The sequence below is a fragment of the Ruminococcus sp. BSD2780120874_150323_B10 genome (genome assembly GCF_015553695.1).
Taxonomy (GTDB): Bacteria; Bacillota; Clostridia; order Oscillospirales; family Acutalibacteraceae; genus Ruminococcoides; species Ruminococcoides intestinale_A.
Map to the genome: position 1 here is coordinate 136499 of NZ_JADNHD010000001.1, position 23201 is coordinate 159699.

The following is a 23201-nucleotide window of genomic DNA, read 5'->3' on the forward strand; positions in this document are numbered from 1 at the left end:
GTTAATAATAAATATTTTTCTCCTTAAAGTATGCTTTCAGGGTTTCTTCGTTCGCATTAACAATAAGCTCCTGCGGAAAATCTATATCTTCAAGCATTTTCAGAGTTTCGGTGCCTCTGCCAAGGGTATGGGTATAGTGCGAATCGGTATCCACGCAAATTCTTGCTTTGTATTTTTTACAAAGTTTTGCAATCTGCGTACAATTTGAGGCGCAACTCTTTTTATATCTGAATGCGGAATCGTTAATTTCAATAAGTTTGCCCTCTTTAGCAAGCTGCGGAATGACTTTTTCGTAGTCATACTTAAAATACTCACTGCCACTGTGACCAACGACATTTACATTAGGATTTTTTGCAAGACCGAGGTAAGCCTGTGTACATTTTTCAACAGTTGCCTCGCCCTCAATAGTTAAAGTGTGAAGTGAAGCTACCACCCATTCAAGATTATCCTGTAGCTGCGGCTCAACATCAAGATTACCGTTGTAATCGCATATATTAGCCTCTATTCCGTGCAGCACTCTTACTCCCTTTATGTATGCGGGTAAAATAGCAAGAGATTCAAAATAGAACGGACCCGGTGCTCCCGGCATAGTTCTTGCATGGTCAGTGATTGCAATGGCAAAAAGTCCGAGAGCGTGCGCCTCCTGTGCCATTTCCGTTATAGTGGCATAAGCGTGTGTAGACGCTATTGAATGTGTATGCATATCGGCAACTAATTTCACTTGCTCACCCCGTTATTACTCCCACTTGTCAACGATGACTTTCTCTGTCTGCGACATATCAAAATCCATACCGAGTGCGCTCAAAAGCTCCTGTGCGGCATTATAACCGAGCTTTTTCTGACGGTTGTTCATGGCCGCAACCTCAATAATAACGGCAAGGTTTCTGCCCGGCTTTACAGGTATGGTCAAGGTCGGCACTTCAACGCCCAAAATATCCATATACTGATTATCAAGTCCCATTCTGTCGTAAACCTTGGTGTTGTCCCAAATTTCAAGATTGATAACAATATCTATTTTTTCCGTAATCTTTACCGAACCCATACCGAAAAGCTGTCTTGCATTAATAATACCGATACCTCTAAGTTCAATAAAATGTCGGATATTTTCAGGTGACTGTCCCATAAGCGTGTGAGTGGAGGTTTTTCGGATTTCCACTGCGTCATCGGCAACAAGACGGTGTCCACGCTTAATAAGTTCAATAGCGGTTTCGCTCTTACCTACACCGCTGTCACCGAGCAGCAGACAACCCTCACCGTAAACTTCCACAAGAACACCGTGTCTTGTAATTCGAGGTGCAAGTTCTTTGTTAAGATATTGGAAAAGTGCCGCTGTAACCTGTGATGTTGTTTCTGCCGAGCGCAAAATTGACACCTTATGTGTTTTTGCACTTTCCATCATAGCTATAGGTGGTTCGATATTTCTTGAAATGATAATCGCAGGCGGGCCAAAGCTCAATATTGAGTCAATAACCATTTTTTGAGCCTCCGAGCCGAAACGAGAGAGATACGAAAACTCTGTTGTACCAAAAAGAAGCAGTCGGCTGCTGTCGAAAAAGTCAAAATATCCTGTAAGCTCAAGTCCCGGACGATTTACTTCAAATGTTGAAACTTTGATTTCTTCAAAATTTTCAGCAATATAAACCTTTTGCAAATCTAAATCTTCAGTCATTTTTGATAATGCAACCGAAAAATCACTAGCCATAAATCCACCGCCGTTCAATAATTAAAATATATGCTCGTGAAAGGCTTTGTATCAGTAATAATGATATTGAACCGAGATTTTAAAAAATCTGCTTTAAAAATAATTTTTTGACTATGCTGTCCGCAACTTATGTTTACTCATTGCACAGACTTATGTTTACAAAGTTATATTAAAGTATTTTATTCTCAATTTAATTACATTATCACAAATTACTTTGGTAAATATATTCAAAAGTTTTGCCCAAAGTATATAGCCTTTCCATTCTATACATCAATTATTATACAACAAAACGCTTATAGTATAAAGTCTTTTTATGAATTATTTTTCATTTTTTTATCATAATTTCAACTTTTTCGCCTGTAACCCCGTTATTTTTACTAATATGAGGTAAATATAGCAATGATTTCTTAGATTTATTAAGGTTGTTGTTCATTTTTAATAGAGTTGATGAAATGTCGGTATCTTTTTTCTCTAAAATCATTATTTGTTCAGTACATTTTTCAAGCGTTTTCGGTTCATCAAGCAATTTTAAAATGTCATTACTGCATACCGCTGTATATACCGACGGTGATACCGCATAATTATTCTTTATATACTGTAATGCAGAGTAATATTTTTCGCTGTCAACATTTTCCGCAAATGCTATAAGCTCAAGCTTAGAAAGTACAATTTCGGGTTTATGCTCGGTTTTTAAAGTTTTGAGCGCTTTTTCAAGGCTTTCTTCTTCGATTTTGACAGTTTCACTTTTTTCTTCATCAGAAATATAAATAAATTTGTAATCGCTTTTATCAACTATAATGCACTCAATAATAACAGCTTTATCTATCCTTTTACTGTTGTCGCAACCGCACAAAAATACACTGCTTAAAACAAGCATTAATGCCAAAACTTTTTTAATCACCCTGTTTGCCTCCTTTCAATCTGAACAAAGCATAAATCGGTAATACAACTGCGTATATGGCACACATAACTGCAAAAATAATATCATTCTGCACAAGCTCCTTTGCTTTCGGAAAAACCTCGGTACATATATACATTACAAAAATCAACGATGTAAATATAAAGGTATTTTTTCCTCTTTTCTTTACACCTGTACTCTCATTTATACAGCATAAAAGCAGTGAAACAATTATAAAAGAGCAAAAAGAAATACAAATCATATAAAGAAAATCAAAACTCGTCATTTGTCCGAACGAGGCATTTTGGGCAAGTATGAAATACGGAAACTCCCTGCCGTCTGCATAATCAGCAAGAACTGTATTCATAAAAAACACAAGCACAGCACTGCTTACAAAGGCAATTACAAGAAACCATACAAAAGCGGATTTACTTTGACTGAAACTTCCCGATATTACAGAAAAAATTACAGGCAACACACAAACAGGCAGCAAAGAAAAAAGTGCGGCAAAAAAATCATCTGTACTGTTACTGCGATAAAGATTGCTTAATTCTACATCAGAAATATTGCCAAGCAGAAATATTATTATAAAAATTGCCGTAACAACCGAACCGATAAGAGCACATCTTGATGCGGTAAACACACCTTTGTACGCACTGTATGCACATACAAAAAGTATTCCGACGGCAAGCACAAACCTGTTTGCATTCGAGTTCAGCGCAGTAATAAGAATATCAACATACAGTGAAAGAAATCGCACGCTTGCAAATACAAACAATATACAATAAAGAGAAGAAAATGTAATTTTTGTCAATGAGCTTTTATTTAAAAACACATTAAACACATCACAGCCTGTTGACTTATGGAGAATGTAAGACGGCAGCATAAGCACTGCGAGTACAACCGCCATAAATAAAATTTCAAGAACAACCGCCCACAAAGGAAGTGTGCCGAGATAATTATATTTTACCCCCAAAAATATAAAAACAAAAAAGGCAAACAGCCCTGCATATACCTGGGTTATCTTACCCTTCATCAGAGTCACTCTCCTTTGTTTGTGCAAACTTTTGAACTCTTATTGTATGTCGGGATAATCTTTTCCAATCCGCACGCACAAAAACATCTCTCATTCTTCTTACAGAAAAAGGAGCAAGCGAAGACATATACGGAACACCGACAGAAGTTTTTGCACATATATTTGCAAGCACAAAGCAACTCATAAGAACAATCCCCCACATTCCAAAAATCCCTCCGACTGCCACAAAAGCAAATCTAAGCACTGTAATAGGTGCATAAAGCGACGAAGTAACATAACTGCTGATTGCCGCAACTGCAACTATCATAAGGGTAGATGAGGCAATAAACCCTGCATTTACCGCACTTTCACCAATTACAAGCGCACCCACAATGCTGACGGCGTGACCGAGCGGTTTTGGAATCCGCAATCCCGCCTCTCTCATAATTTCATAAACAAACATAATTATCAGCACTTCAAGCGCAACAGGCAAAGGAGTATCCGCAAGTGCCGTTGACGCTTTTAAAAGCAAGCCTTTCGGAAAATACTCGGGATGAAATTGAGCAAACGCAGTATAAATACCCGGTACAAATATTGCCGTAAAAAATGAAATATACTTTAATATTCTGATAAAGGTTGCATAATACGGGCGGTTTGAATAATCGTCCACACTCTGAAATTCCTCCACAAAAATATGCGGAATAATAATTGCGGTCGGAGTACCGTCAACCAAAATCGCTACTCTTCCCTCCATAAGTTTTCCGCATACAGTGTCGGGGCGTTCGGAAACGCCTACTCCCGAAAATATAGACTTTGTGCCCTTGTCCTCAAGATATTCAGATAAATAACCCGATGCAAGCACCATTTCAAGGTCACTTGACTGCAGTCTTTTTCTTATTTTATCAAGGATAATTTTAGACACCGAATTTTGCAGATAACAAATACAGAGTTGAGTTTTTGAAGTTGTACCGACTGTTGCGGTTTCAAATACAAGGTCAGGACTTTTTATTCTTCGTCTGATAAGCGTCATATTAATTCTCAAAGGTTCGGTAAAGCCTTCCTTTGAACCACGCTGTACCACTTCGCTCTCGGGTTCAGTAACTCCTCTGAAAGAAAAGCCCTGCACACCGATTGCAAGCATTTTACTGCATCCGTCAACAGCAATTACAGCAAAACCTGAAGTTAAAAACATTATTGCCTCATCAAAGCTCTCAAATTCCACAATTTCACTTGCAGAGAGAACCGAAAGTCGAATTTCATCAAGAATTTGTGTGCCGTCTGCATTTTTAAAATCAAAATCAAAAATCGGATTAATTATAGAAAGTGCGATTACTTCTTTACTGCACATTCCCTCTATTGTAATTACTGCGGATGTGGTTTTATTATCTGAATTTAATATCATATCTCTCACCGTAAAATCGGCGGAATTTGCGAAAGCCGATTTAAGGGAAGATAAATTTTCTTTTAATGAATTATACATTCTATCACCAATATTAGGCTTTACAAAGTTATCTCAATTATTCCGAAATTTGTATATAATTACATTTATTGCAAACATTAGTAACGGTGATAAAATGATTATTTCAATTATAAGAACTCTGCTTTTGTATGCATTTGTTATTCTTGCAATTCGGCTTATGGGCAAAAGGCAAATAAGCGATATGCAGCCGAGCGAACTTGTAGTAACTCTTATTGTATCCGATATTGCGGCAATTCCTATGTCAAATACTTCACAACCGTTGCTTTCGGGCATAATTCCCGTACTCGTTCTTATTGCCTGTGAAATAATAGCAAGTATAATAATGCTGAAAAACAGAAAATTCCGAGGTCTTATCTGCGGTTCGCCCATAACCGTAATAGAGGACGGAAAACTGATGCAAAACGAAATGAAACGGCTTAGAATGTCAACCGAAGATTTATGTATTCAGCTAAGACAACAGGATATTTTTTCACTCGACGAGGTACAATATTGTATCGTAGAAACCAACGGAAAAATAAGCGTTTTGCAAAAGCCCGAAAAGCGCACGGTAACACTTGAAAACCTCGATATTAAAGTTCCCGACACAAAACTTGAAACCGTGGTAATCAACGACGGACAGCTTTTACAAAATTCACTCAGACTTTGCAAAAACAGCAAAGAAACCGTAGATAAAATTCTTTACAAAGAAAATGTCGCCATAGACGATATATTTATTATGACGCTTGACGGAGCAGGAAATTATAAAATAATTACAAAGGAAAATTAATATGAAAAGAATATATATATCATTGGCTTTTTTTATTTTATCAATAGCAACAGGCATTTTTGAAATGTTCTATGTTACAAATAGAATTGACGAACTTAACGAAGAAATTGTATCTGCCGACAGCCTTGTTAAAAGTGAGAATTATGACGGTGCAAAAGATGTGCTTGCAGCTGCGGAATCAAAATGGCAAAAGAATCTAATCATTTTTGATATTCTTCTTATTCACGATTATGTTGATGAAATCAGTGTAAACCTATCTGCAATGCGGTCATATGTCGCTACACAGAGCAACGACAATTACCTTGCCGAAAGTGCGGGCATAAAAAAACAGCTCACCTCCGTAAAGGACAGTGAGCTTGTTAAAATTGAAAATATTTTATAATTAATTGTGTTTTCTTACTCTTGTATTAATAACTTCAATAAGCCAGAAAATTACAAATACAAAGGCATTTACAATTACTACGCTTGCTCCCGTCGGAGTATCCATTGTGTAAGATGCATACATTCCAACGAAGAAACAAATAAGCGAAAGTACACCCGAACAAATAATTACCGCTTTAAATTTTTTGCACACTCTCATTGAAGAAAGTGCAGGGAAAATGATAAGAGCCGAAATTAAAAGTGTACCCATAATTCTCATACCGATTACGATTGTAAGTGCTGTGAGCAAGGCAATTACAGTATTATAAACACCTGTTTTAAGTCCTGTAGCCTTTGAAAATGTTTCATCGAATGTAACCGCAAAAATCTTATTGTAAAACAAAACAAAAATCACAATTACTATCAAAGCAAGAACGGCACACATTACAGCATCAGCGTTTGTTGTGGCAAGAATACTGCCGAACAAATAAGAATTAAGGTCGGTATTTACTCCCGAAATACTTACACAGACAACACCGATTGCAAGCGCTGTACTTGAAATAATGGCGATAGCCGCATCTCCACGGATTTTACTTTTTTCCGAAAGTCTTAAAAGTAAAAATGCGGCAATGATTATAACCGGAACCGCAACCTGTAACGGTGCAAGATTTAACGATGCGGCAATTGCGAGCGCACCAAAGCCTACATGGGAAAGGCCGTCACCGATCATAGAATATCGTTTCAGCACAAGAGTTACGCCAAGCAAAGCGGCGCAAAGCGAAACAAGAGTACCGACAATAAAAGCTCTTACAATAAAACCGTACGAAAACATTTCAGCAATAGTTTCAAACATCTTACCGCCTCCTTTACGCTAAATTATGAATATGGTGATGCCTGCAATCATCGCAAGGGCAATCGGTAATCAAAAACTTCTTGCCTACATCGGAATGAAGATACTGATGCGTACTGCCGAAAAAGTAATTGTCTTTTGAAAGATGAAGAATTTTTGTTGCGTTATTTACTGCGGCGGTAATATCGTGTGATACCATAATTACCGTTATTCCCTCTTTATACAGATTCTTTACAAGGTTATACATATCAGCACTTGCAACAGGGTCTAGTCCCGTAACAGGTTCATCAAGAATCAAAAGTTTTGTTGTTGCACACAATGCTCTTGCAAGCAATGCCCTTTGTTGCTGACCACCCGAAAGTTCACGAAAACAGTTTTTACGAATATCGGTAATTCCTGTAAGTTCCATATTTTTTTCAGCGGTTTTTTTCTGTTCTTTTGAATAAAACAAGGTATGTTTTTTATTCAGACAGCCCGATAACACAACTTCTTCAACCGATGCAGGAAAATCCTTTTGCAAAACAGTCTTTTGCGGAAGATAACCGATTTCATTTTGAGTTAATCCGTCACCGAATGTAATCTTACCCGATAAAGGCGGAATAAGTCCAAGTAAGCATTTCATAAGTGTTGTCTTACCTGAACCGTTTTCGCCAACTATGCAAACATATTCATTCGGCTTTATCTGAAAACTAAGATTCGAAATTACACTTTTGCCGTCATAGCCAATAGTTACCTTATTAAAATCAATTAATGACATTAAGATAAAGCCTCCTTTAATGCACTGCAATTTTGTTTCATAACAGAAATATAATCTTCTCCGTTATTAAATTCATCTTTTGTAATATTATGGCACGACGAAAACTGCAAAATTTCAGCTCCGGTATCATCACCGATCAACTTCGCAATTTTGCCGTTTGACATTTCAAGGTGAAACACAACAGGAATATTATTATCTCTTACATAATCAATAAGTCTTGTCACTACTTCAAGACTCGGTTCGGTTTCACTGCTGCAGCCCGGAAACGCACATTCGTAGTTAAGTCCGTAATCGGTCATAAAATACAAAAACGGAAATCTGTCGCCGAATACAACAGTGTCACGCTTTTTATTATTAACAACATCGGTAAATTCTTTGTCAAGTTCATCAAGACTTAAAAGATACTGATTTGTATTGTTTTCATATTCAGATTTATTTTTATTATCCTTTTCCGTAACAACATCCGATATTTTCTTTACAAGCTGCTCGGCATTTCTGACAGAAGTCCATATATGTTCATCTGCCTCATCACCGTCAGTATGGTCAGGATTTTTTTCATTAAGAAGTGACACATAATCGGTCATCTTCAAAACAGTAATATTTTTATTTTCAAGCGAGTCAAGCACATTTTCAACCCACTCGTCACTTTCACCGCCGTTATAGATAAATATATCACATTCTTCTATGGCAACAATGTCGGACGGTGACGGTTCGTAATGATGCGGTTCGTTACCGGGTGAAAGCAATAACTTTACATCTGCTTTATCGCCGACAATATTTCTTGCAAAATCGTAATACGGAAAAATAGAAGTTACTATACTTAATTTTTCGGATTGTCTGCTGTTTTGCTCATTGCTTGAACAACCGTAAAGTAATAAAGAACATATTGATATGATTACCAATAAAAACGAAAAGATTTTTTTCATATAACACCCCTGATTACAGTAAAGATTACCCCATAATAGTTTTACCATAAAATATACAATAATATGCTTTCACATATAAATTCAGGGCTGCGAAATTTATTAATATCGCAGCCCATAATTATTAAATAAAATTTAAAGCAAACGCATTATTTCTTTTTGCTGTTCTTTTTCTTTCTCTGCCAGAGTACCCAAAGAGGACCTGCAATACAGATAGAAGAATAACAACCTGAAATGATACCGATAATCATCGGAAGTGCAAAAGCCTGTACCGAAGAGATATTATATACTAAGGCAACAATATATACAATCAAGATTGCTGAAAGAGTTGTTACAGAAGTAATAATTGTTCTCTTAAGCGACTTTGTAGCACTGAGATTAAATACCATACCTGCATCTGTTTTTCTGCCAAGTGCTTTTCGTTCTTCACGAACACGGTCGTAAATAACGATTGTATCGTTAAGTGAGTAACCGAGAATCATAAGAACTACGGCAATGAAGTTGGAATCAATCGGCATACGGAAGATTACATACATAAAGTAAATCATAACAACATCGTGGAAAAGTGCTATAAGAGCTGTAACACCGGCTGAAAGACCGCCGATTTTCTTAAATCTGAGTGTTACATAAATAACCATAAGTATACTTGCGATTGCAACAGCTGTAAGACACTTTAAGAGGAAGTTAAAGCCCATTGAAGCGTCAATAGAACCCGACTCAAGAATTTTAAAGCCTGCATCAGGATACTGTTTATTGAGATCTTCAAGAAGTGTCGACTGAATGTTAGTATCAATAGCCTTGTTTCCGGAGAACTGAACAGCAACATTATGACCGGAATTACCAACCATATCTGTTGAATAAGAAGTAGTAATTCTTGCCTCTGTATGTGACTGAATAAAATCAGTAAGTTCGGATTCGGAAATATCTGTGGAATAACTGTATTTTACTGACGCACCGCCCGAAAACTGTATGTCAAGTGTAGTACCGAAAATGAAGTTACAAATGATACCGATTACAATAATTGCGATGGAAATGCCAAAGAAAATTTTGCTGTGACCTGTAAAGTCAATAATCTTTCTGCCGCCGTTGAATTTTTCACTTACTTCTTCAACAGAAAGCTGACCATTAACCTTAGCGGATTTTGTGCTTTCATTAGCCATTCTTAACACCTCCGTACAAGCCTTTTTTGCGGAATACCTTAAAGCCTGAAATACTTCTGAGCATTACACGGGTAAGGAATACGCCCATAATAAAGTTAGCAATTACACCAACAAGGAGTGTGTAACCGAATGAGTAGATTGTACCGGTTGTTGATTCACCAAAGATGATTGAGAGAATATTTGAAGGACCGAATACAAGCATAAGAATAACAGATACAATAATAACTGTCATATTACCGTCGATAATAGCAGAAAGTGAATTCTTTGTACCACGCTCGAGAGCACCGTCAAGAGTTCTGCCCTGCTTTAATTCTTCCTTAATACGCTCTGCTGTAATTACGTTACAGTCAACGCCCATACCGATTGAAAGAATAAGACCTGCAATACCAGGAAGTGTCATTGTGAATGACGAAATAGTTGTAAAGTAACCTGATACAGCCGCAATTGCAAGACCCATCTGACCTGCAAGAGAAATAACTGCGATAACACCTGTAAGTCTGTACATTGCAATCATAATAACAGCAATAACCACAAATGCAATAACACCTGCATAAGCCATAGCGGTAAGTGAATTCTCACCGAGTGTCGGGCTGATGTTGCTTGAACTTACAGTTTCAAGTTTAAACGGAAGAGCACCTGCGTTAATCTTGTTTGCAAGAGCAGTTGCAGATTCAGCGTCAAAGTCACCTGTAATCTGTGCTTTGCCGTCTGTGATTGCCGCATTTACAGTAGGTGCGGAAATCATAACATCATCCATCCAAATTGAGATTGTCTTTTTAAGATACTTAGTTGTAATATCGCCAAAAAGCTGTTTACCTTCATCGTTAAACTCAATGCTTACAGCGTATGAGTTATCTTCCTGATTTACAACTGCCTGCGCCGACTTTATGTAAGAGCCGTTCATAAGAATTTCAGTTGTATCGTCTTTAGGAGTTTTGTAAACAGGGTTGCCGTCCGAACCTACTTCGGTAGTTTCATAGCTTTTACCCGGTCTGAAAGTAAGCTCTGCTGTTGATGATATTTCTTCAATAGCAGTTGCAGGGTCGAAATCTTTTTCGTCAGATTTCCACGGGAAACGAACAATAATTCTGTCGTTTGAAGAGTCAGCGTAAAGTTCATAGTCGGTAATACCGTCAGATACCATACGAAGCTCAATGATTGCTTTAGCAGATTCTAACTGCTCATCAGTAGCGTCAACATCGCCGGCAGGCTTAAATGTTGCTTCAACACCGCCCCTGATGTCTATTCCCCATCGTATATCGCTAATGCCTTTAACGACAGTGTTTTTGTTGTCACCTGTATAGTAGGATACTCCGAAAACTGCTGTAAATGTAAAAGCAAGCACCAGCAAGGCTACAATGAAGAATACAGGCTTTGGTATTCTTTTCATGCCTTAGGAACCTCCATTTTTTAATTGACTGTAGTTGCTTTCATAAAAATAACTCTGTTACGAAAGACACACATACAGACATAACAGAGTTATTATATAATTTTTTTGATAAAAAGTCAACGGATAAGGGAATTTTTGATAAAAAAATTCTTTTTAGTTGGAAATTTTACATTGCATTTAGATAAATAAGCAAATTAATGTTTAATATATTGCTTATTTATTAAGAATTTTTGCACAAGCTGCAAGTTTAGCGCAAATGCAGAATACATCCATTGCTTCCTTAAGTTCATCGTTTGGCGGGAACGAAGGGGCAATTCTGATGTTGCTGTCCTTAGGGTCGTTGCCGTAAGGATAAGTAGCGCCTGCACCTGTAAGTACAACGCCTGCTTCTTTACAAAGACGAACAACCTCTTTTGCTGTACCCTCAAGTACATCTACACTTACAAAATAACCGCCGTTTGGATTTGTCCAATCAGCTGTACCTGTTTCCTTAAGCTGTGACTCAAGAGCATTCAAAACAATTTCAAATTTTGGCTTAAGAACAGCTTTATGCAGTTTCATATGCTCTTTAACACCGTTAAGGTCACCAAAGAAACGAGCGTGACGGAGCATATTCATCTTATCATAACTGATAACCTGATACTGGTATCTGTTCTTAATTACTTTCATATTGTTATCGGAAGCAGCCATTGCAGCTACACCTGAACCTGGGAAAGTAATCTTTGATGTTGATGTAAACATGATAGGAAGATCAACATTACCTGTTTTTCTGCATTCAGCCATAAGACTCAAAAGTTCATCGGGAGTATCTGTTACATCGTGAACACAGTAAGCGTTATCCCACATAATTCTGAAATCCTTTGCGGCAGGCTTTAAAGCGGCAAAACGCTTAACTGTTTCATCGCTGAAAGTAATGCCGAGCGGATTTGAATACTTAGGAACACACCAAATACCCTTGATTGAATCGTCATTCTCAACAAGTTTTTCAACAACATCCATATCAGGGCCATTCTCTGTCATCGGAACAGGAATCAGATCAAAATCAAAATATTCGGTAATAGCAAAGTGACGGTCATAACCCGGTGCCGGGCAAAGGAATTTTCTGTTCTTTACCTCATACCAAGGCTTGCAGCCCTCAACAACAGGCTTTGTCATAAAACCTGCAATTGTATCAAACATCATATTAAGGCTTGAGTTACCGCCAACCATTACATCTGACGGATCTACATCAAAAATCTCCGCAAAAAAGTTTTTGCACTCGTCAATGCCTGCAAGCTCACCGTAGTTACGGCAATCTGCACCGTGTGCTGTAATACAGTCAGTGCTGCTGTTGATTACATCAAGCAACGGTCTTGAAAGGTTAAGCTGATCTTCACCCGGTTTACCTCTTGCCATATTAAGTTTTAAACCCTTACCTTTTACCTCTTCATATTCAGCAACAAGTGCCGCATATTCTTTTTCGAGGTCTTCTTTGTTACAATTCACATAATTCATTTTGCTTTCTCCTTAAATTCAAATTGCAAAAAATACAAAATATTACTGTTATATTGTAATCCAAAAGGAAGAAAAATGCAAGTGTTTTTTAAAAATCTTGCATTTTATTTTAAAAATCTAAATTTTATACCATAAAACAGCAGCTTACGAAAAACAATTGATATGTTTTCGTAAGCTGTAAAATAATTAATAATAATTGTAATAGTATTTGTAGTAATACTTGCCTTTTCTTCTCTCGTTCTGCGAACAGCCTACCTTGACTATACCAAGGACTCTTGAATCGGCAAGCTTAATGCTTTCCGTAAGATTTCGTAAATCGCCATGAGTTGTGGCTCTTTCTCTTACTACAACAATAAAGCCTGCAATTAATTCTTTTAGAAGAAGTGCATCGGCAACCACTCCGATAGGCGGAGTATCGAATATGATATAATCATACTCTTCCTTTAACTGCTCAACCAAAGAAATAAATGTTGAGGAACACATAAGTTCCGACGGGTTTGGCGGAATAGTACCCGAAACGAGAATATCAAGTCCGGGAAGAACATTTTTCTGAACCGCCTGATCAAAATTAATCATCTTACCGATTACATCCGCAAGACCTTTGGTATTATCAATTTTAAAAATATTATGAACATTAGGTCGGCGAAGGTCACAGTCAACAAGCAATACTTTACTTTCCATTTTTGAAAAAGAAATTGCAAGGTTAGACGCAACTGTACTTTTACCCTCACCCTTTGAATAACTTGTTACCGCAAAGGCTTTCTTTTCAGACGCAGAAAGAGAAAACATAATATTGGTTCTTGCAATTTTGTAAGACTCAACAATTGCAAATTTATTTTTATTGTTGACAGTTACTTGTGACTTGCTTTTTTTACTTAAATCCTTTTTAAAAGGTAATCTTAACTTCATACGCTATCCCCCCTTAATTACCAAAATCAGGTATTTCAGCAAATATAGGAATATCGTACATTTCCTGTAAATCGTCATCAGGCTTAACAGTAAGGTCAATAAGTTCAAGTAAAATTGAAATAAGCACAGATGCAACAAGACCGATTACCAAACCAATCAATGCGTTTTTAAGATTGTTTGGTTCATACGGTGCATTGGGAACTTGCGCAGATCTTACAATACCAATCTGTCCGTATGCAAAGCGATCGGCAAAAACATCGCCTGCAGTCTCGCAAATCTGATTTGCTACATTCGCACATGTTTGCGGGTCTGAACCCGAAACCGTAACCGTAATAAAGAAAGAATCGTTTGTTATTGAAACATCGCAGTCGTTAAAAAGCGAAGTAATGCTGTCCGAATTATTAAGAAAAACTATGTATGCCTCGGCAAGAGAAGCAGAACCTGAAATATCGGAGCTAAAGATTTTTCCGTTTTCCTGATTGCTCTGGCTTTTAGCATTATAGTTCTGCACATAAAGCATAGCAGATGTACTGTACATAGGAGTTATAAAAAACTTAGAATAAAGAAAAAACGAAAGCATACATACAAGTGTCAAAAGAATAATAAATTTTATTCTCTGTAAGACAATGACTAAAATTCTCTGAATTGTTATATTAGTTGGCATTACTCGACCTCCCAAAATCAGCATAAAAATACAATAAAAAATACAATAATATATATTATAATTCATTAAATGCACTAATTAATTCTAATAATGAATTATTAACAATAAAATTAAAGGAAGCCATAACGACTTCCTTTATTGAAATTATATATATTTGTTTTTAGCCAACAACATTGAGCAATACACCTGCTGCAACTGCTGAACCGATAACACCGGCAACATTAGGACCCATAGCGTGCATAAGGAGGAAGTTACCTGGATTCTCCTGCTGACCAACCTTCTGTGATACACGAGCAGCCATTGGAACGGCAGATACACCTGCTGAACCGATAAGTGGGTTTACCTTGCCACCTGTTGCAACATACATAATCTTACCAAAGAGTACACCGAATGCAGTACCCATACAGAATGCGATAAGACCAAGAACAATAATCTTGATTGTATCAATAGTAAGGAATGTCTGTCCCGATGCAGTTGCACCGACAGTAGTACCAAGGAAGATTGTAATAATGTTCATAAGTTCATTCTGAGCTGTCTTGTTAATTCTTTCAACGACGCCTGATTCCTTAAAGAGGTTACCAAGCATAAGCATACCAACGAGCGGAGCAGCGTCAGGAAGGAAGATTGCAATGATAATTACAACAATTACAGGGAACATAATCTTCTCAAGTTTAGATACAGGACGAAGCTGTTCCATAACTACAGCACGCTCTTTCTTTGTTGTAAGAGCTTTCATAATAGGCGGCTGAATAATAGGAACGAGCGCCATATATGAATATGCGGCAATCGCAATTGAACCTAAAAGGTGAGGTGCGAGCTTTGTTGTAACGAAAATAGCGGTAGGACCGTCTGCACCACCGATAATACCGATAGCGCCAGCCTCTTTAGCTGTAAAGCCGAGGAAGATAGCACCTGTAAATGTTACGAAAATACCAATCTGAGCGGCAGCACCGAGGATAAGGCTCTTTGGGTTTGAAATAAGCGGACCAAAGTCTGTCATACAACCAATACCAAGGAAGATAAGCGGTGGGTAAATACCAAGCTTAACGCCCTGATATAAATAATAAAGCAATCCGCCGTATGTTGGGTTTTCATAATAAGTTACGCCGTCAATAACCTGTGTGGCGTGACCCGATGTTGCAATATCTCGTGCCGCACACTGAGCCTCGGTAAGAAGTTCAGTTGACTGAGGAGCCATAATGCTCGGATAAAGGTTTACAAGAAGCATACCAAAAGCGATAGGAAGAAGCAAGAGCGGCTCATATTGCTTTTTGATAGCAAGATAAAGCAAAACGATTGAAACACCAATCATAACATAGTTCTGCCAGTTAAGAGTTGTAAGGCCTGAACTGTTAAAGATACCTACAACGGCATCTACAAAGCCTTGTAAAATTTCCATTAGATAACATCCTTTCCCTTAAAATATGTCTTAAAATGGGCGGGTATTATCAAGTACACCGGCTTTTGCCCAAGCTGAACGACCACCGTCAGATGACTTTTTAATACTCTTGATTCGTGCTTTTTCAGATGAACCGTACATTGTTGCCACGGCAGCTGAAATAACAGCTACAACTTCGTCTGAAATTCCGTCTGTTGCTGCGCTTGCGGTAACAACAGAAGCAGGTGCCGCAGCCGGCTTTTCAGCAGGTTTTTCATCTTTATTTTTCTTGCCTTTTTTGCTGTTGCTGCCGGCACTTTGAGCCTTCTGAACAATAGCGCTGAAGATTTTAATAATAAAAATCAACAGAATAAGCATGACAAATACAACAACAAAGCCTGTGAGAACAACCTTTGCGGATGTTATGCCTTTTTCAGCAAGCGTAAGACTTTCTTTCTGGGCTGTCTGAGCTGCTAAAGCTACATCGGAAAGATTCATAAAATAACCCCCATATTTATTATTTTCATACAGGATTATTATACTTTATTCCTGTAAAATTTTCAATAATAAATACGGGGGGGAATAATTTTTGGCGGTTTACCTAATCATATTAAATATTTTAAAATATAATTTGTTTAATTTTAAAGCATTATATTTCAATTACAGAATTATACATATAAGACCGTTGCAACCGTCATTTATAATTTTTTCAATGGTTTCACCTATTTTTGCTCTTGCGTCGGACGGCATTCTATACAATTTATTGTGCAGTCCCTCGTTGACAAGTTCATGCACGGATTTGCCAAAGATATTGCTTTCCCAAATTTTTTCCGGATTTTCCTCAAATTCTTTCAAAAGATAAGATACAAGCTCCTCGGACTGCTGTTCCGAGCCTACAATCGGAGTTACCTCTGTCTTTGTATAAATCTTCATCATATGAATACTCGGTGCGCTTGCTTTGAGCCTTATACCGTACTTTCCGCTCTGTTTAATAATTTCAGGCTCTTCAAGCGATAACTCTTCAATAGTCGGCATAACAATTCCGTAACCGTTTTCCTGCACCTGTTCATAAGCCTGCGCAAGTTTATCAAAGTCTTTCTGCTTTTTGGAAAGTTCTTTTACACAACTGAACAGCGCACATTCGTCGGTAATGTCAATACCTGATTCTTCGGAAAGTACCTTATAAAACAATTTACTGTCAATATTAATTCCGATAGTCGCAAAGCCTCTGCCCAAATCAAGACTTTTTATTTCGGTAGAATTAATATATTCGCAGTTGTCAAGTTCCTGCATTATATCCTGAACCTGACGGATTTTTTCGATTTTTCCCGCACTCTTTTTGATTGCGTCAAAGATATTGGTTTTGAGCCAGTGATCTTTATCAAGCATTACGAGCCATTTAGGAATATCTACTTTGATTTCTTTTATGTGAAACTCAAACAAAAGCTGGGCAAGAATACGCTTAATTTCAAATTCGTCAAGTTCCATGCAGCTTACGGGAATTACAGGCACATTGTAAATTGACGCCATTTGAGCAGCGAGATTTTTTGCTCTTTCACTTTCAGGTTCGGTTGAGTTGAGCAAAACAATAAAAGGTTTGTTAATCTCTTTCAGTTCGTTAATAACCCGCTGTTCGCTCTCAATGTAGTCTTCCCTGTCAATATCACTGATTGTACCGTCAGTTGTTATTACCAAGCCGATTGTCGAATGATCTGTAATAACCTTTTTGGTGCCGATTTCGGCAGCGTCATCAAAAGGAATTTCCTTATCGAACCAAGGCGTTTTAACCATTCTCGGCTGTTCGTCTTCACTGTAGCCGATTGCACTGTCAACTATATAACCTACACAATCAATCATTCTTACCCTGAAAGAAGTGTTGTTTCCCAGATCAACTTCAACTGATTCTTCCGGTATGAATTTAGGCTCGGTTGTCATTATGGTTCTTCCCGATGCCGACTGCGGAAGTTCATCGAGAGTTCTGCGATATACCGCCTCATCCGTTATATTCGGCAATACCAGAGAGTCCATAAATTTTTTTATAAAAGTTGACTTACCTGTTCGCACAGGACCTACAACACCGATATACACATCTCCGTCTGTTCGGCGTGAAATGTCACGATACACATTTCTTTCTTCCATTTTTGTACCTCCTAAACTCTCGGAATAAGCAGCATTCGAGAAATATCCTCATTTTGTGCCGCTGCCGAATTTTCTTCAATCAGTTTATCAAGTGCCGTATTATGCGATTTGGCAATACTCCACAGACTCTCCCCCGCTTGCGCAAAGTACAAAGTCAGTGCACACTCTTCGGGCTTTACGGGTTTATCTTCAAATATCTCTACATCGGAAACCGCCCTTATATTTTCTTTTGCGGCAGCCGAAACGGCAAATTTAATTTCACACCTGATTTCAACTGTGCTGTCATCGGCAAGTCGATAGCTTATACTTGCTACACGAGGTTCAACATACAATGCACAGTTATACTCACTGCTTGATGTCATAAGATGAGAATAGTCTATATTGCGTTCAATAAACACAGGTATTTTATCTTCGTTTTCGGCAAGAATACAAATATTTACCTTACCCGAAACAGTTATACCCTTATCGTCGCAAGAATAATCAGCAGTAATTTGGTTTGATGATATGTTTATTACTTTGCTGATTTTTCCGTTATCGACAGCAACCGAAGATTTTTCAATATGAGAATCATTAAGTTTTGCAAGATCACTTACTATATTCAATTGTGTAAAAGCGGGTTGAGTTGCACATTTAACAGAATATGCGTCTGTAACTACATTTTCGTCAGCTATTACATAGCCTTCTTCTGTAAGACAAAGTTTTAAATCAAGCAGTAAAAGAGGTTTATCTGACATAACATCATTCTTAAGTCTGATGTCATAAGACATAATATCGCAGGAAACACAGTTAATTGTATTTTCGTCGATACCCTCGCAATCTATAATTTGATTAAAGGGCAATAAGTAATCAAGTTTTCCTGTTTCGCCGCTCTCAACATCAGTTATATATAATAGTTTTAAGTTGATTTCGCCGTTCGCCATAAGTTTACCTGTAACAGCTTTGGTATCGGTAATATTCACACTTATATCGGTACTCAAGATTGATTCAATTACAGGCTTATCTCCCACAGAAACTTCTTCTACCACGCTGAACTGTTCTTGGCAAAGAGAAGTCAGGCTTGCACATTTTATATTCATCAGCTGTGCTTCAAGACAATTTTCGACAGGCGGTGAGTAGATACTTGTTTTTGCCGAGGAAAGCACCTTTGCATATAACGAAAATGCACCGTGCATTACAAGTCTGCGAGGGCTTAATGCCCTACAGTTTATGTACTCGGGCTTTGTTCTTGTTAATATAACAGGATTATCAGGCGCTTCTTTAACAGAAAAGCTTTGAGAAAAATTAACCGACTGCTCACAGCAACGAATACTTTTTTTGATACTGTCAACATACAGCACATTAACAACACAGTTACCGTCAATTTGCAGTTGACCGCCCGATAAGGTTCTTGTCTGAATTTTAGGGATAAGAGTACATTTCAAAATTTTTTCGATATCCGGACAATAATCGGGTAAAGTTAAATCGACATCAGCAAGCTGTTCGGCAACCGTGTCAAGCACCGCAACAGTTGTGCAAAACGATCGGTTATCCTGATTAAACTCCATATTTTATCTCTCCTTTTATATTTATACTCAAAATATATTAGAAAGGTAATGAAAATATTACAATAAAAAAGCATCGGACTGAAATTAATCAATCCGATGCTGTAAAAGCTGTTAAATTATATCAGATATCAACCGAGGTTTGGAATATTACCCGCAACATAAAGCTGAATTTCTGTGCAATCGAGAATGTCAATAATGCCATCTCTGTTTACATCAGCTTTGAGTTGAGCGTTAGCGTCAAGTGACTTGTCACCGGCAACGTAAAGCTGGAGTAATGTTACGTCGTCTACAGTAACATTACCGTCAATAGTGATAATCTTCTGAATACCTACCTTGCCATTAGGGTTTGTAGCATACTTACTGCAAAGCTGACCGCCTGTTGAGGCATTAGCTGTAAGTGCAGTAACTGTACAACCAACAAGCATCATCGAAGAAAGAAGAATGCTTACGCTTTTCTTGATTAGTTTCATGTGTTAATTCAAAACCTCCATAATAAAATTTCAGTCCTATTATAATATTTTTTCCAAAAGAACTCAATAATAAATTAAGATGTGCATATCTTTTTGTTGATATGCACATCTTTTGTTAAATTATGTTATTAATGATTACCAATAAAATTTCATTTTATTTTACATATAAGAAAGTTTTATTGCGGATTTATTACCTTTTTAATTCCGTAAATCTTCCGTAAAATTGCCGATAAAAATTTTGGTCGTTCAATAAGTACAACTTTCATTGCAAATCTCCTCTCATATTATCTTCGTATGCAAGTCAGACTGACCACGATAAGTGCTGCAGCTGCAACCACAAGCACACATTCTGAAGGCAGTAAACTTGCAGTCAGAAGTCCAAGCCCGAAAAATACAGCCGACCTTAGCCTGTGTGAGTAGCAATTCACTTTATCACCCTGTATCAGTTTACACAGCTTTTTAAAAAGTGTGAAAAATCGGTTGAAAAAAATTTTATAATAATATAAAATTAAATTGATTAAGGTTAAGGAGAAAGCAATGAGAACTATTGATATAAAGAAAAACGATGCAAACCAAAGACTTGACAAGTTCCTTTCAAAAAGATTCAAAACTATGCCAAAGTCGCTTATGTATAAATATATCCGTACAAAGTACATTAAACTAAACGGCAAAAAGTGCGATATAAAAGATATGCTCAAAGAGGGCGATGTGCTTACTCTGTACATAAAAGATGAATTTTTTGAGGAAAGCGAGCAGGAAAACTACGAATTTTTAAAAGCGCCCGACAAACTTGATATAGTATATGAGGATGAGAACATAATTCTGATTGACAAAAAGCCCGGTATTATCGTACATCAGGACAAGAGTTACCATTTTGATTCGCTTGTGGCAAGAGTTCAGCACTACCTTTATAATAAGGGCGAATACAACCCAAAAGAAGAAAAAGCATTCGCTCCCGCTCTTGCAAACAGAATTGACAGAAACACGGGAGGTATAGTAATTGCGGCAAAAAATGCCGAAAGTTTGCGGGTTCTCAATGCCAAAATCAAAACAAGAGAACTTGAAAAATACTATCTTTGCCTGCTGCACGGCAAGCCTAAAAAAGATTGCGATATTCTTCACGATTATCTTATTAAAAACGAAGCGCAAAATAAAGTTAAAGTTTTCAGTAAACAGGTTGACGGCTCAAAAGAAATTATAACAAAATATGAAATTCTTGATTTCAACGGCAAATACAGTCTTGCGGAAGTTGAACTTCTGACAGGCAGAACGCATCAGATAAGAGCGCATATGGCATATATCGGTCATCCGCTTGTAGGCGATACTAAATACGGAAAAAACAGAAAAGCACCTGATAACATTAAGTATCAGGCACTTTACAGCTATAAACTTAAATTTTCATTTGACACCGACGCAGGTATTCTTAATTATCTTAACGGCAAAGAATTTTCTGTAAAAGAAGTATGGTTTGCAAAGAATAAGCATATTTCTATTTAAGAATTATTTTATACACATAAACGCACACATTGTGCCTCTATGCCCTTTGGTTGCCCTGTGACTCCACAACAAATCGCTGTTACAGTTTGTACATACATCAGAAACCGTGATATTCTCCGGCTTTACACCTGCTGCCGTAAGAATTTGTCTGTTGGTTTCAAGCAAGTCAACCATATACTTGCCGTTTTCTTTAGGATGAACAAAATCTGACGGATTTACATTTTTAAGTGCAAGAAAATGGTCGGCACAAGGTTTGTCAACCTCATAACAGCACACGGAAATAGCAGGGCCAATCGCACATTTTAAATCAGACGGGTTTGTTCCGTAAAGCTCGGTCATTTTTTGCACAACCTTTTCGCCTATTCTGCCGACAGTACCTCTCCAGCCTGCGTGAGCAAGTCCTATTGCTTTTTTGTTTGTATCAACAAAGAAAAGCGGAGTACAATCGGCATAATAAGTGACCAAAGTTACACCTTTCTGATTTGTAATAAGTGCGTCTACGCTTTCAATATCTCTCGGCTTATAAATACCTGTTCCAATATTTTCTGTTGTAACCGCACGAACATAAGTATTATGGTCTTGAGCAGAAGCCGTAAGCGTATTATAATCAAATCCCGCACTTTTGCAAAAGCGTTTATAGTTTTCAGTAACACTGTCGGGATTATCTCCCCTGTTAAACGCAAAGTTCATTGATGTAAACTCACCCGTCGACGCACCGCCGAGTTTTGTGGAAAAAGCATGATTTATAAAATCAATTTCCGATAAAGAATTATATGTTAAATACGGCACACTGTCCGCATTATGGATAGTCATAGTTTTTGAATTAAATTTCATTATACTTCTCCTTATGCGTAGTTTCGCTTGAAAATGACAACTGTTAATGTTATAATGATTAAAGAATGAGGTGATATTATGTTGAAGAAAAAGCTTTTCGGCAAAAACATAAAACCAAGCTGTACATACTGCTTAAATTCGGTTTATGAAAACGATACCTGTCATTGCATAAAAAACAAAACAATTATTGATGACAAATGCAAAAGCTTTAAATATGACCCGCTTATGCGTGTTCCGCAGTCAGCGCCGACTCTTCACGAGTACACCTTAGATGACTTCAAACTATAATTATTTTAATATTTTTATAAAAAAATATCAAGGCTTTCTTAAAAACTCAAGAAAGCCTTTTGTTATGCATTAATATTTTTAGATATTCTGATCGTCTAAATCAAGCTTGTCAGCCTCGGTAATTTTTCTGATAGGTTTGCAAGGATTGCCGACCGCTACAACGCCTGACGGAATGTCTTTTACAACAACCGAGCCTGCACCGATTACAACATTATTTCCGATAGTAACACCGGGAAGTACGGTTACGCCGCCGCCAAACCAAACATCACTGCCGACTTTTATCGGTTTTGCAAGTTCAATTCCTGTATTTCTCTGATGAGCATCAATAGGATGAATTGCAGTATAAAATCCGCAGTTAGGACCGACAAAAACATTGTCGCCAAAAGTAACCTCTGCACAATCAAGTATAACAAGGTTATGGTTTGAATAGAAATTCTTACCCACTTTTACATTAAATCCGTAGTCACACCAAAACGGAGGAGTAAAAACACAATATCCATCGTTATGCTCTTCTTGTAAAAGTTCATCAATAATAACCTTACGAGCGGCAACATTTGAAAAATCAAGATTATTGTATTGACGGCAAAGCGACTTAGATTTATTCAAAGCAGCAACAAGCTCGCTGTCTTGAGAATTATATACCTTGCCGGCAATCATTTTTTCTTTTTCTGTCACTTAATACC

Annotated in this window: 25 protein-coding genes; 4 read left to right on the plus strand and 21 right to left on the minus strand. The window is 37.4% G+C overall.

The genetic code is table 11. The annotated features are described in order from the left end of the window. Nucleotide 1 precedes the first annotated feature (1 nt). The 5 genes from I2E21_RS00675 to I2E21_RS00695 form a co-directional block, all read right to left on the minus strand. Nucleotides 2–721 carry a phosphatase gene (locus I2E21_RS00675; RefSeq protein WP_347708271.1) on the minus strand — a complete coding sequence of 240 codons (720 nt, stop codon included), beginning with the start codon at nucleotides 719–721 and terminating at the stop codon, nucleotides 2–4. Nucleotides 722–736: 15 nt separating this feature from the next. Then, nucleotides 737–1702: an HPr(Ser) kinase/phosphatase gene (gene hprK, locus I2E21_RS00680; RefSeq protein WP_022235429.1), complete on the minus strand. Its 966-nt coding sequence runs from the start codon at nucleotides 1700–1702 to the stop codon at nucleotides 737–739. 325 nt (nucleotides 1703–2027) lie between these two features. After that, the gene (locus tag I2E21_RS00685; RefSeq protein WP_195410073.1) at nucleotides 2028–2603 is read right to left on the minus strand and encodes a hypothetical protein; all 576 of its coding nucleotides are present in this window, start codon (nucleotides 2601–2603) and stop codon (nucleotides 2028–2030) included. After that, nucleotides 2596–3636, minus strand: coding sequence for a GerAB/ArcD/ProY family transporter (locus I2E21_RS00690; protein WP_195410074.1), 1041 nt, complete (start codon nucleotides 3634–3636; stop codon nucleotides 2596–2598). The genes I2E21_RS00685 and I2E21_RS00690 overlap by 8 nt, the downstream gene beginning before the upstream one ends. Beyond that, nucleotides 3626–5095: a spore germination protein gene (locus I2E21_RS00695; protein WP_195410075.1), complete on the minus strand. Its 1470-nt coding sequence runs from the start codon at nucleotides 5093–5095 to the stop codon at nucleotides 3626–3628. The genes I2E21_RS00690 and I2E21_RS00695 overlap by 11 nt, the downstream gene beginning before the upstream one ends. A 94-nt stretch (nucleotides 5096–5189) precedes the next feature. On the opposite strand from I2E21_RS00695, the gene I2E21_RS00700 reads away from it, so the two are divergent. Both I2E21_RS00700 and I2E21_RS00705 read left to right on the plus strand, forming a co-directional pair. Next, nucleotides 5190–5861, plus strand: a complete 672-nt coding sequence (locus I2E21_RS00700; RefSeq protein WP_195410076.1) for a DUF421 domain-containing protein — start codon at nucleotides 5190–5192, stop codon at nucleotides 5859–5861. A gap of 1 nt (nucleotide 5862) precedes the next feature. After that, nucleotides 5863–6243: a DUF4363 family protein gene (locus I2E21_RS00705; RefSeq protein ID WP_195410077.1), complete on the plus strand. Its 381-nt coding sequence runs from the start codon at nucleotides 5863–5865 to the stop codon at nucleotides 6241–6243. On the opposite strand, the gene I2E21_RS00710 is transcribed toward I2E21_RS00705, so the two are convergent. The 14 genes from I2E21_RS00710 to spoVM all read right to left on the minus strand — a co-directional run bounded on the left by I2E21_RS00710 (nucleotide 6244) and on the right by spoVM (nucleotide 20165). Beyond that, nucleotides 6244–7074, minus strand: coding sequence for a metal ABC transporter permease (locus I2E21_RS00710; protein ID WP_022235423.1), 831 nt, complete (start codon nucleotides 7072–7074; stop codon nucleotides 6244–6246). Nucleotides 7075–7087: 13 nt separating this feature from the next. Next, nucleotides 7088–7828 (minus strand): ABC transporter ATP-binding protein, encoded by a 741-nt coding sequence (locus tag I2E21_RS00715; RefSeq protein WP_195410078.1) that lies wholly within the window; start codon nucleotides 7826–7828, stop codon nucleotides 7088–7090. After that, nucleotides 7828–8754 carry a metal ABC transporter substrate-binding protein gene (locus I2E21_RS00720; RefSeq protein ID WP_195410079.1) on the minus strand — a complete coding sequence of 309 codons (927 nt, stop codon included), beginning with the start codon at nucleotides 8752–8754 and terminating at the stop codon, nucleotides 7828–7830. The genes I2E21_RS00715 and I2E21_RS00720 overlap by 1 nt, the downstream gene beginning before the upstream one ends. A gap of 146 nt (nucleotides 8755–8900) precedes the next feature. Beyond that, nucleotides 8901–9911, minus strand: coding sequence for a protein translocase subunit SecF (gene secF, locus I2E21_RS00725; RefSeq protein ID WP_195410080.1), 1011 nt, complete (start codon nucleotides 9909–9911; stop codon nucleotides 8901–8903). Next, complete coding sequence (secD, locus tag I2E21_RS00730) at nucleotides 9904–11301, minus strand: protein translocase subunit SecD (protein WP_195410081.1); 1398 nt, start codon at nucleotides 11299–11301, stop codon at nucleotides 9904–9906. The genes secF and secD overlap by 8 nt, the downstream gene beginning before the upstream one ends. A gap of 213 nt (nucleotides 11302–11514) precedes the next feature. Then, on the minus strand, nucleotides 11515–12795 hold the full coding sequence (locus I2E21_RS00735) for an aminotransferase class I/II-fold pyridoxal phosphate-dependent enzyme (protein ID WP_195410082.1): 1281 nt from the start codon (nucleotides 12793–12795) through the stop codon (nucleotides 11515–11517). A 186-nt stretch (nucleotides 12796–12981) separates the two neighbouring features. Continuing rightward, the gene (locus tag I2E21_RS00740) at nucleotides 12982–13704 is read right to left on the minus strand and encodes a CpsD/CapB family tyrosine-protein kinase (protein ID WP_022235417.1); all 723 of its coding nucleotides are present in this window, start codon (nucleotides 13702–13704) and stop codon (nucleotides 12982–12984) included. Between the two features lie 13 nt (nucleotides 13705–13717). After that, the gene (locus tag I2E21_RS00745) at nucleotides 13718–14368 is read right to left on the minus strand and encodes a Wzz/FepE/Etk N-terminal domain-containing protein (protein WP_186934600.1); all 651 of its coding nucleotides are present in this window, start codon (nucleotides 14366–14368) and stop codon (nucleotides 13718–13720) included. 160 nt (nucleotides 14369–14528) lie between these two features. Next, the gene (locus I2E21_RS00750; protein ID WP_195410083.1) at nucleotides 14529–15767 is read right to left on the minus strand and encodes a sodium ion-translocating decarboxylase subunit beta; all 1239 of its coding nucleotides are present in this window, start codon (nucleotides 15765–15767) and stop codon (nucleotides 14529–14531) included. 30 nt (nucleotides 15768–15797) lie between these two features. Continuing rightward, nucleotides 15798–16244 carry an OadG family transporter subunit gene (locus tag I2E21_RS00755; RefSeq protein ID WP_195410084.1) on the minus strand — a complete coding sequence of 149 codons (447 nt, stop codon included), beginning with the start codon at nucleotides 16242–16244 and terminating at the stop codon, nucleotides 15798–15800. Between the two features lie 162 nt (nucleotides 16245–16406). Further along, the gene (spoIVA, locus tag I2E21_RS00760) at nucleotides 16407–17885 is read right to left on the minus strand and encodes a stage IV sporulation protein A (protein ID WP_186934598.1); all 1479 of its coding nucleotides are present in this window, start codon (nucleotides 17883–17885) and stop codon (nucleotides 16407–16409) included. 11 nt (nucleotides 17886–17896) lie between these two features. Then, entirely contained in the window at nucleotides 17897–19429 is a 1533-nt protein-coding gene (locus I2E21_RS00765; protein WP_195410085.1) for an SPOCS domain-containing protein, read from the minus strand. Between the two features lie 128 nt (nucleotides 19430–19557). Beyond that, on the minus strand, nucleotides 19558–19899 hold the full coding sequence (locus I2E21_RS00770) for a dockerin type I repeat-containing protein (RefSeq protein ID WP_195410086.1): 342 nt from the start codon (nucleotides 19897–19899) through the stop codon (nucleotides 19558–19560). A 176-nt stretch (nucleotides 19900–20075) separates the two neighbouring features. Then, nucleotides 20076–20165: a stage V sporulation protein SpoVM gene (gene spoVM / locus I2E21_RS00775; protein WP_186934596.1), complete on the minus strand. Its 90-nt coding sequence runs from the start codon at nucleotides 20163–20165 to the stop codon at nucleotides 20076–20078. A 271-nt stretch (nucleotides 20166–20436) separates the two neighbouring features. On the opposite strand from spoVM, the gene I2E21_RS00780 reads away from it, so the two are divergent. Continuing rightward, nucleotides 20437–21396 carry an RluA family pseudouridine synthase gene (locus tag I2E21_RS00780; protein WP_195410087.1) on the plus strand — a complete coding sequence of 320 codons (960 nt, stop codon included), beginning with the start codon at nucleotides 20437–20439 and terminating at the stop codon, nucleotides 21394–21396. A 3-nt stretch (nucleotides 21397–21399) separates the two neighbouring features. On the opposite strand, the gene pgeF is transcribed toward I2E21_RS00780, so the two are convergent. After that, nucleotides 21400–22230, minus strand: coding sequence for a peptidoglycan editing factor PgeF (gene pgeF, locus I2E21_RS00785; protein WP_022235409.1), 831 nt, complete (start codon nucleotides 22228–22230; stop codon nucleotides 21400–21402). Between the two features lie 78 nt (nucleotides 22231–22308). Here pgeF and I2E21_RS00790 point away from each other — a divergent pair, with 78 nt between their 5' ends. Continuing rightward, on the plus strand, nucleotides 22309–22518 hold the full coding sequence (locus tag I2E21_RS00790; protein ID WP_243237668.1) for a hypothetical protein: 210 nt from the start codon (nucleotides 22309–22311) through the stop codon (nucleotides 22516–22518). Between the two features lie 78 nt (nucleotides 22519–22596). Here the strand turns inward: I2E21_RS00790 and I2E21_RS00795 are convergent, their stop codons facing one another. Next, the gene (locus tag I2E21_RS00795; protein ID WP_302192791.1) at nucleotides 22597–23193 is read right to left on the minus strand and encodes a sugar O-acetyltransferase; all 597 of its coding nucleotides are present in this window, start codon (nucleotides 23191–23193) and stop codon (nucleotides 22597–22599) included. Nucleotides 23194–23201 lie beyond the last annotated feature (8 nt).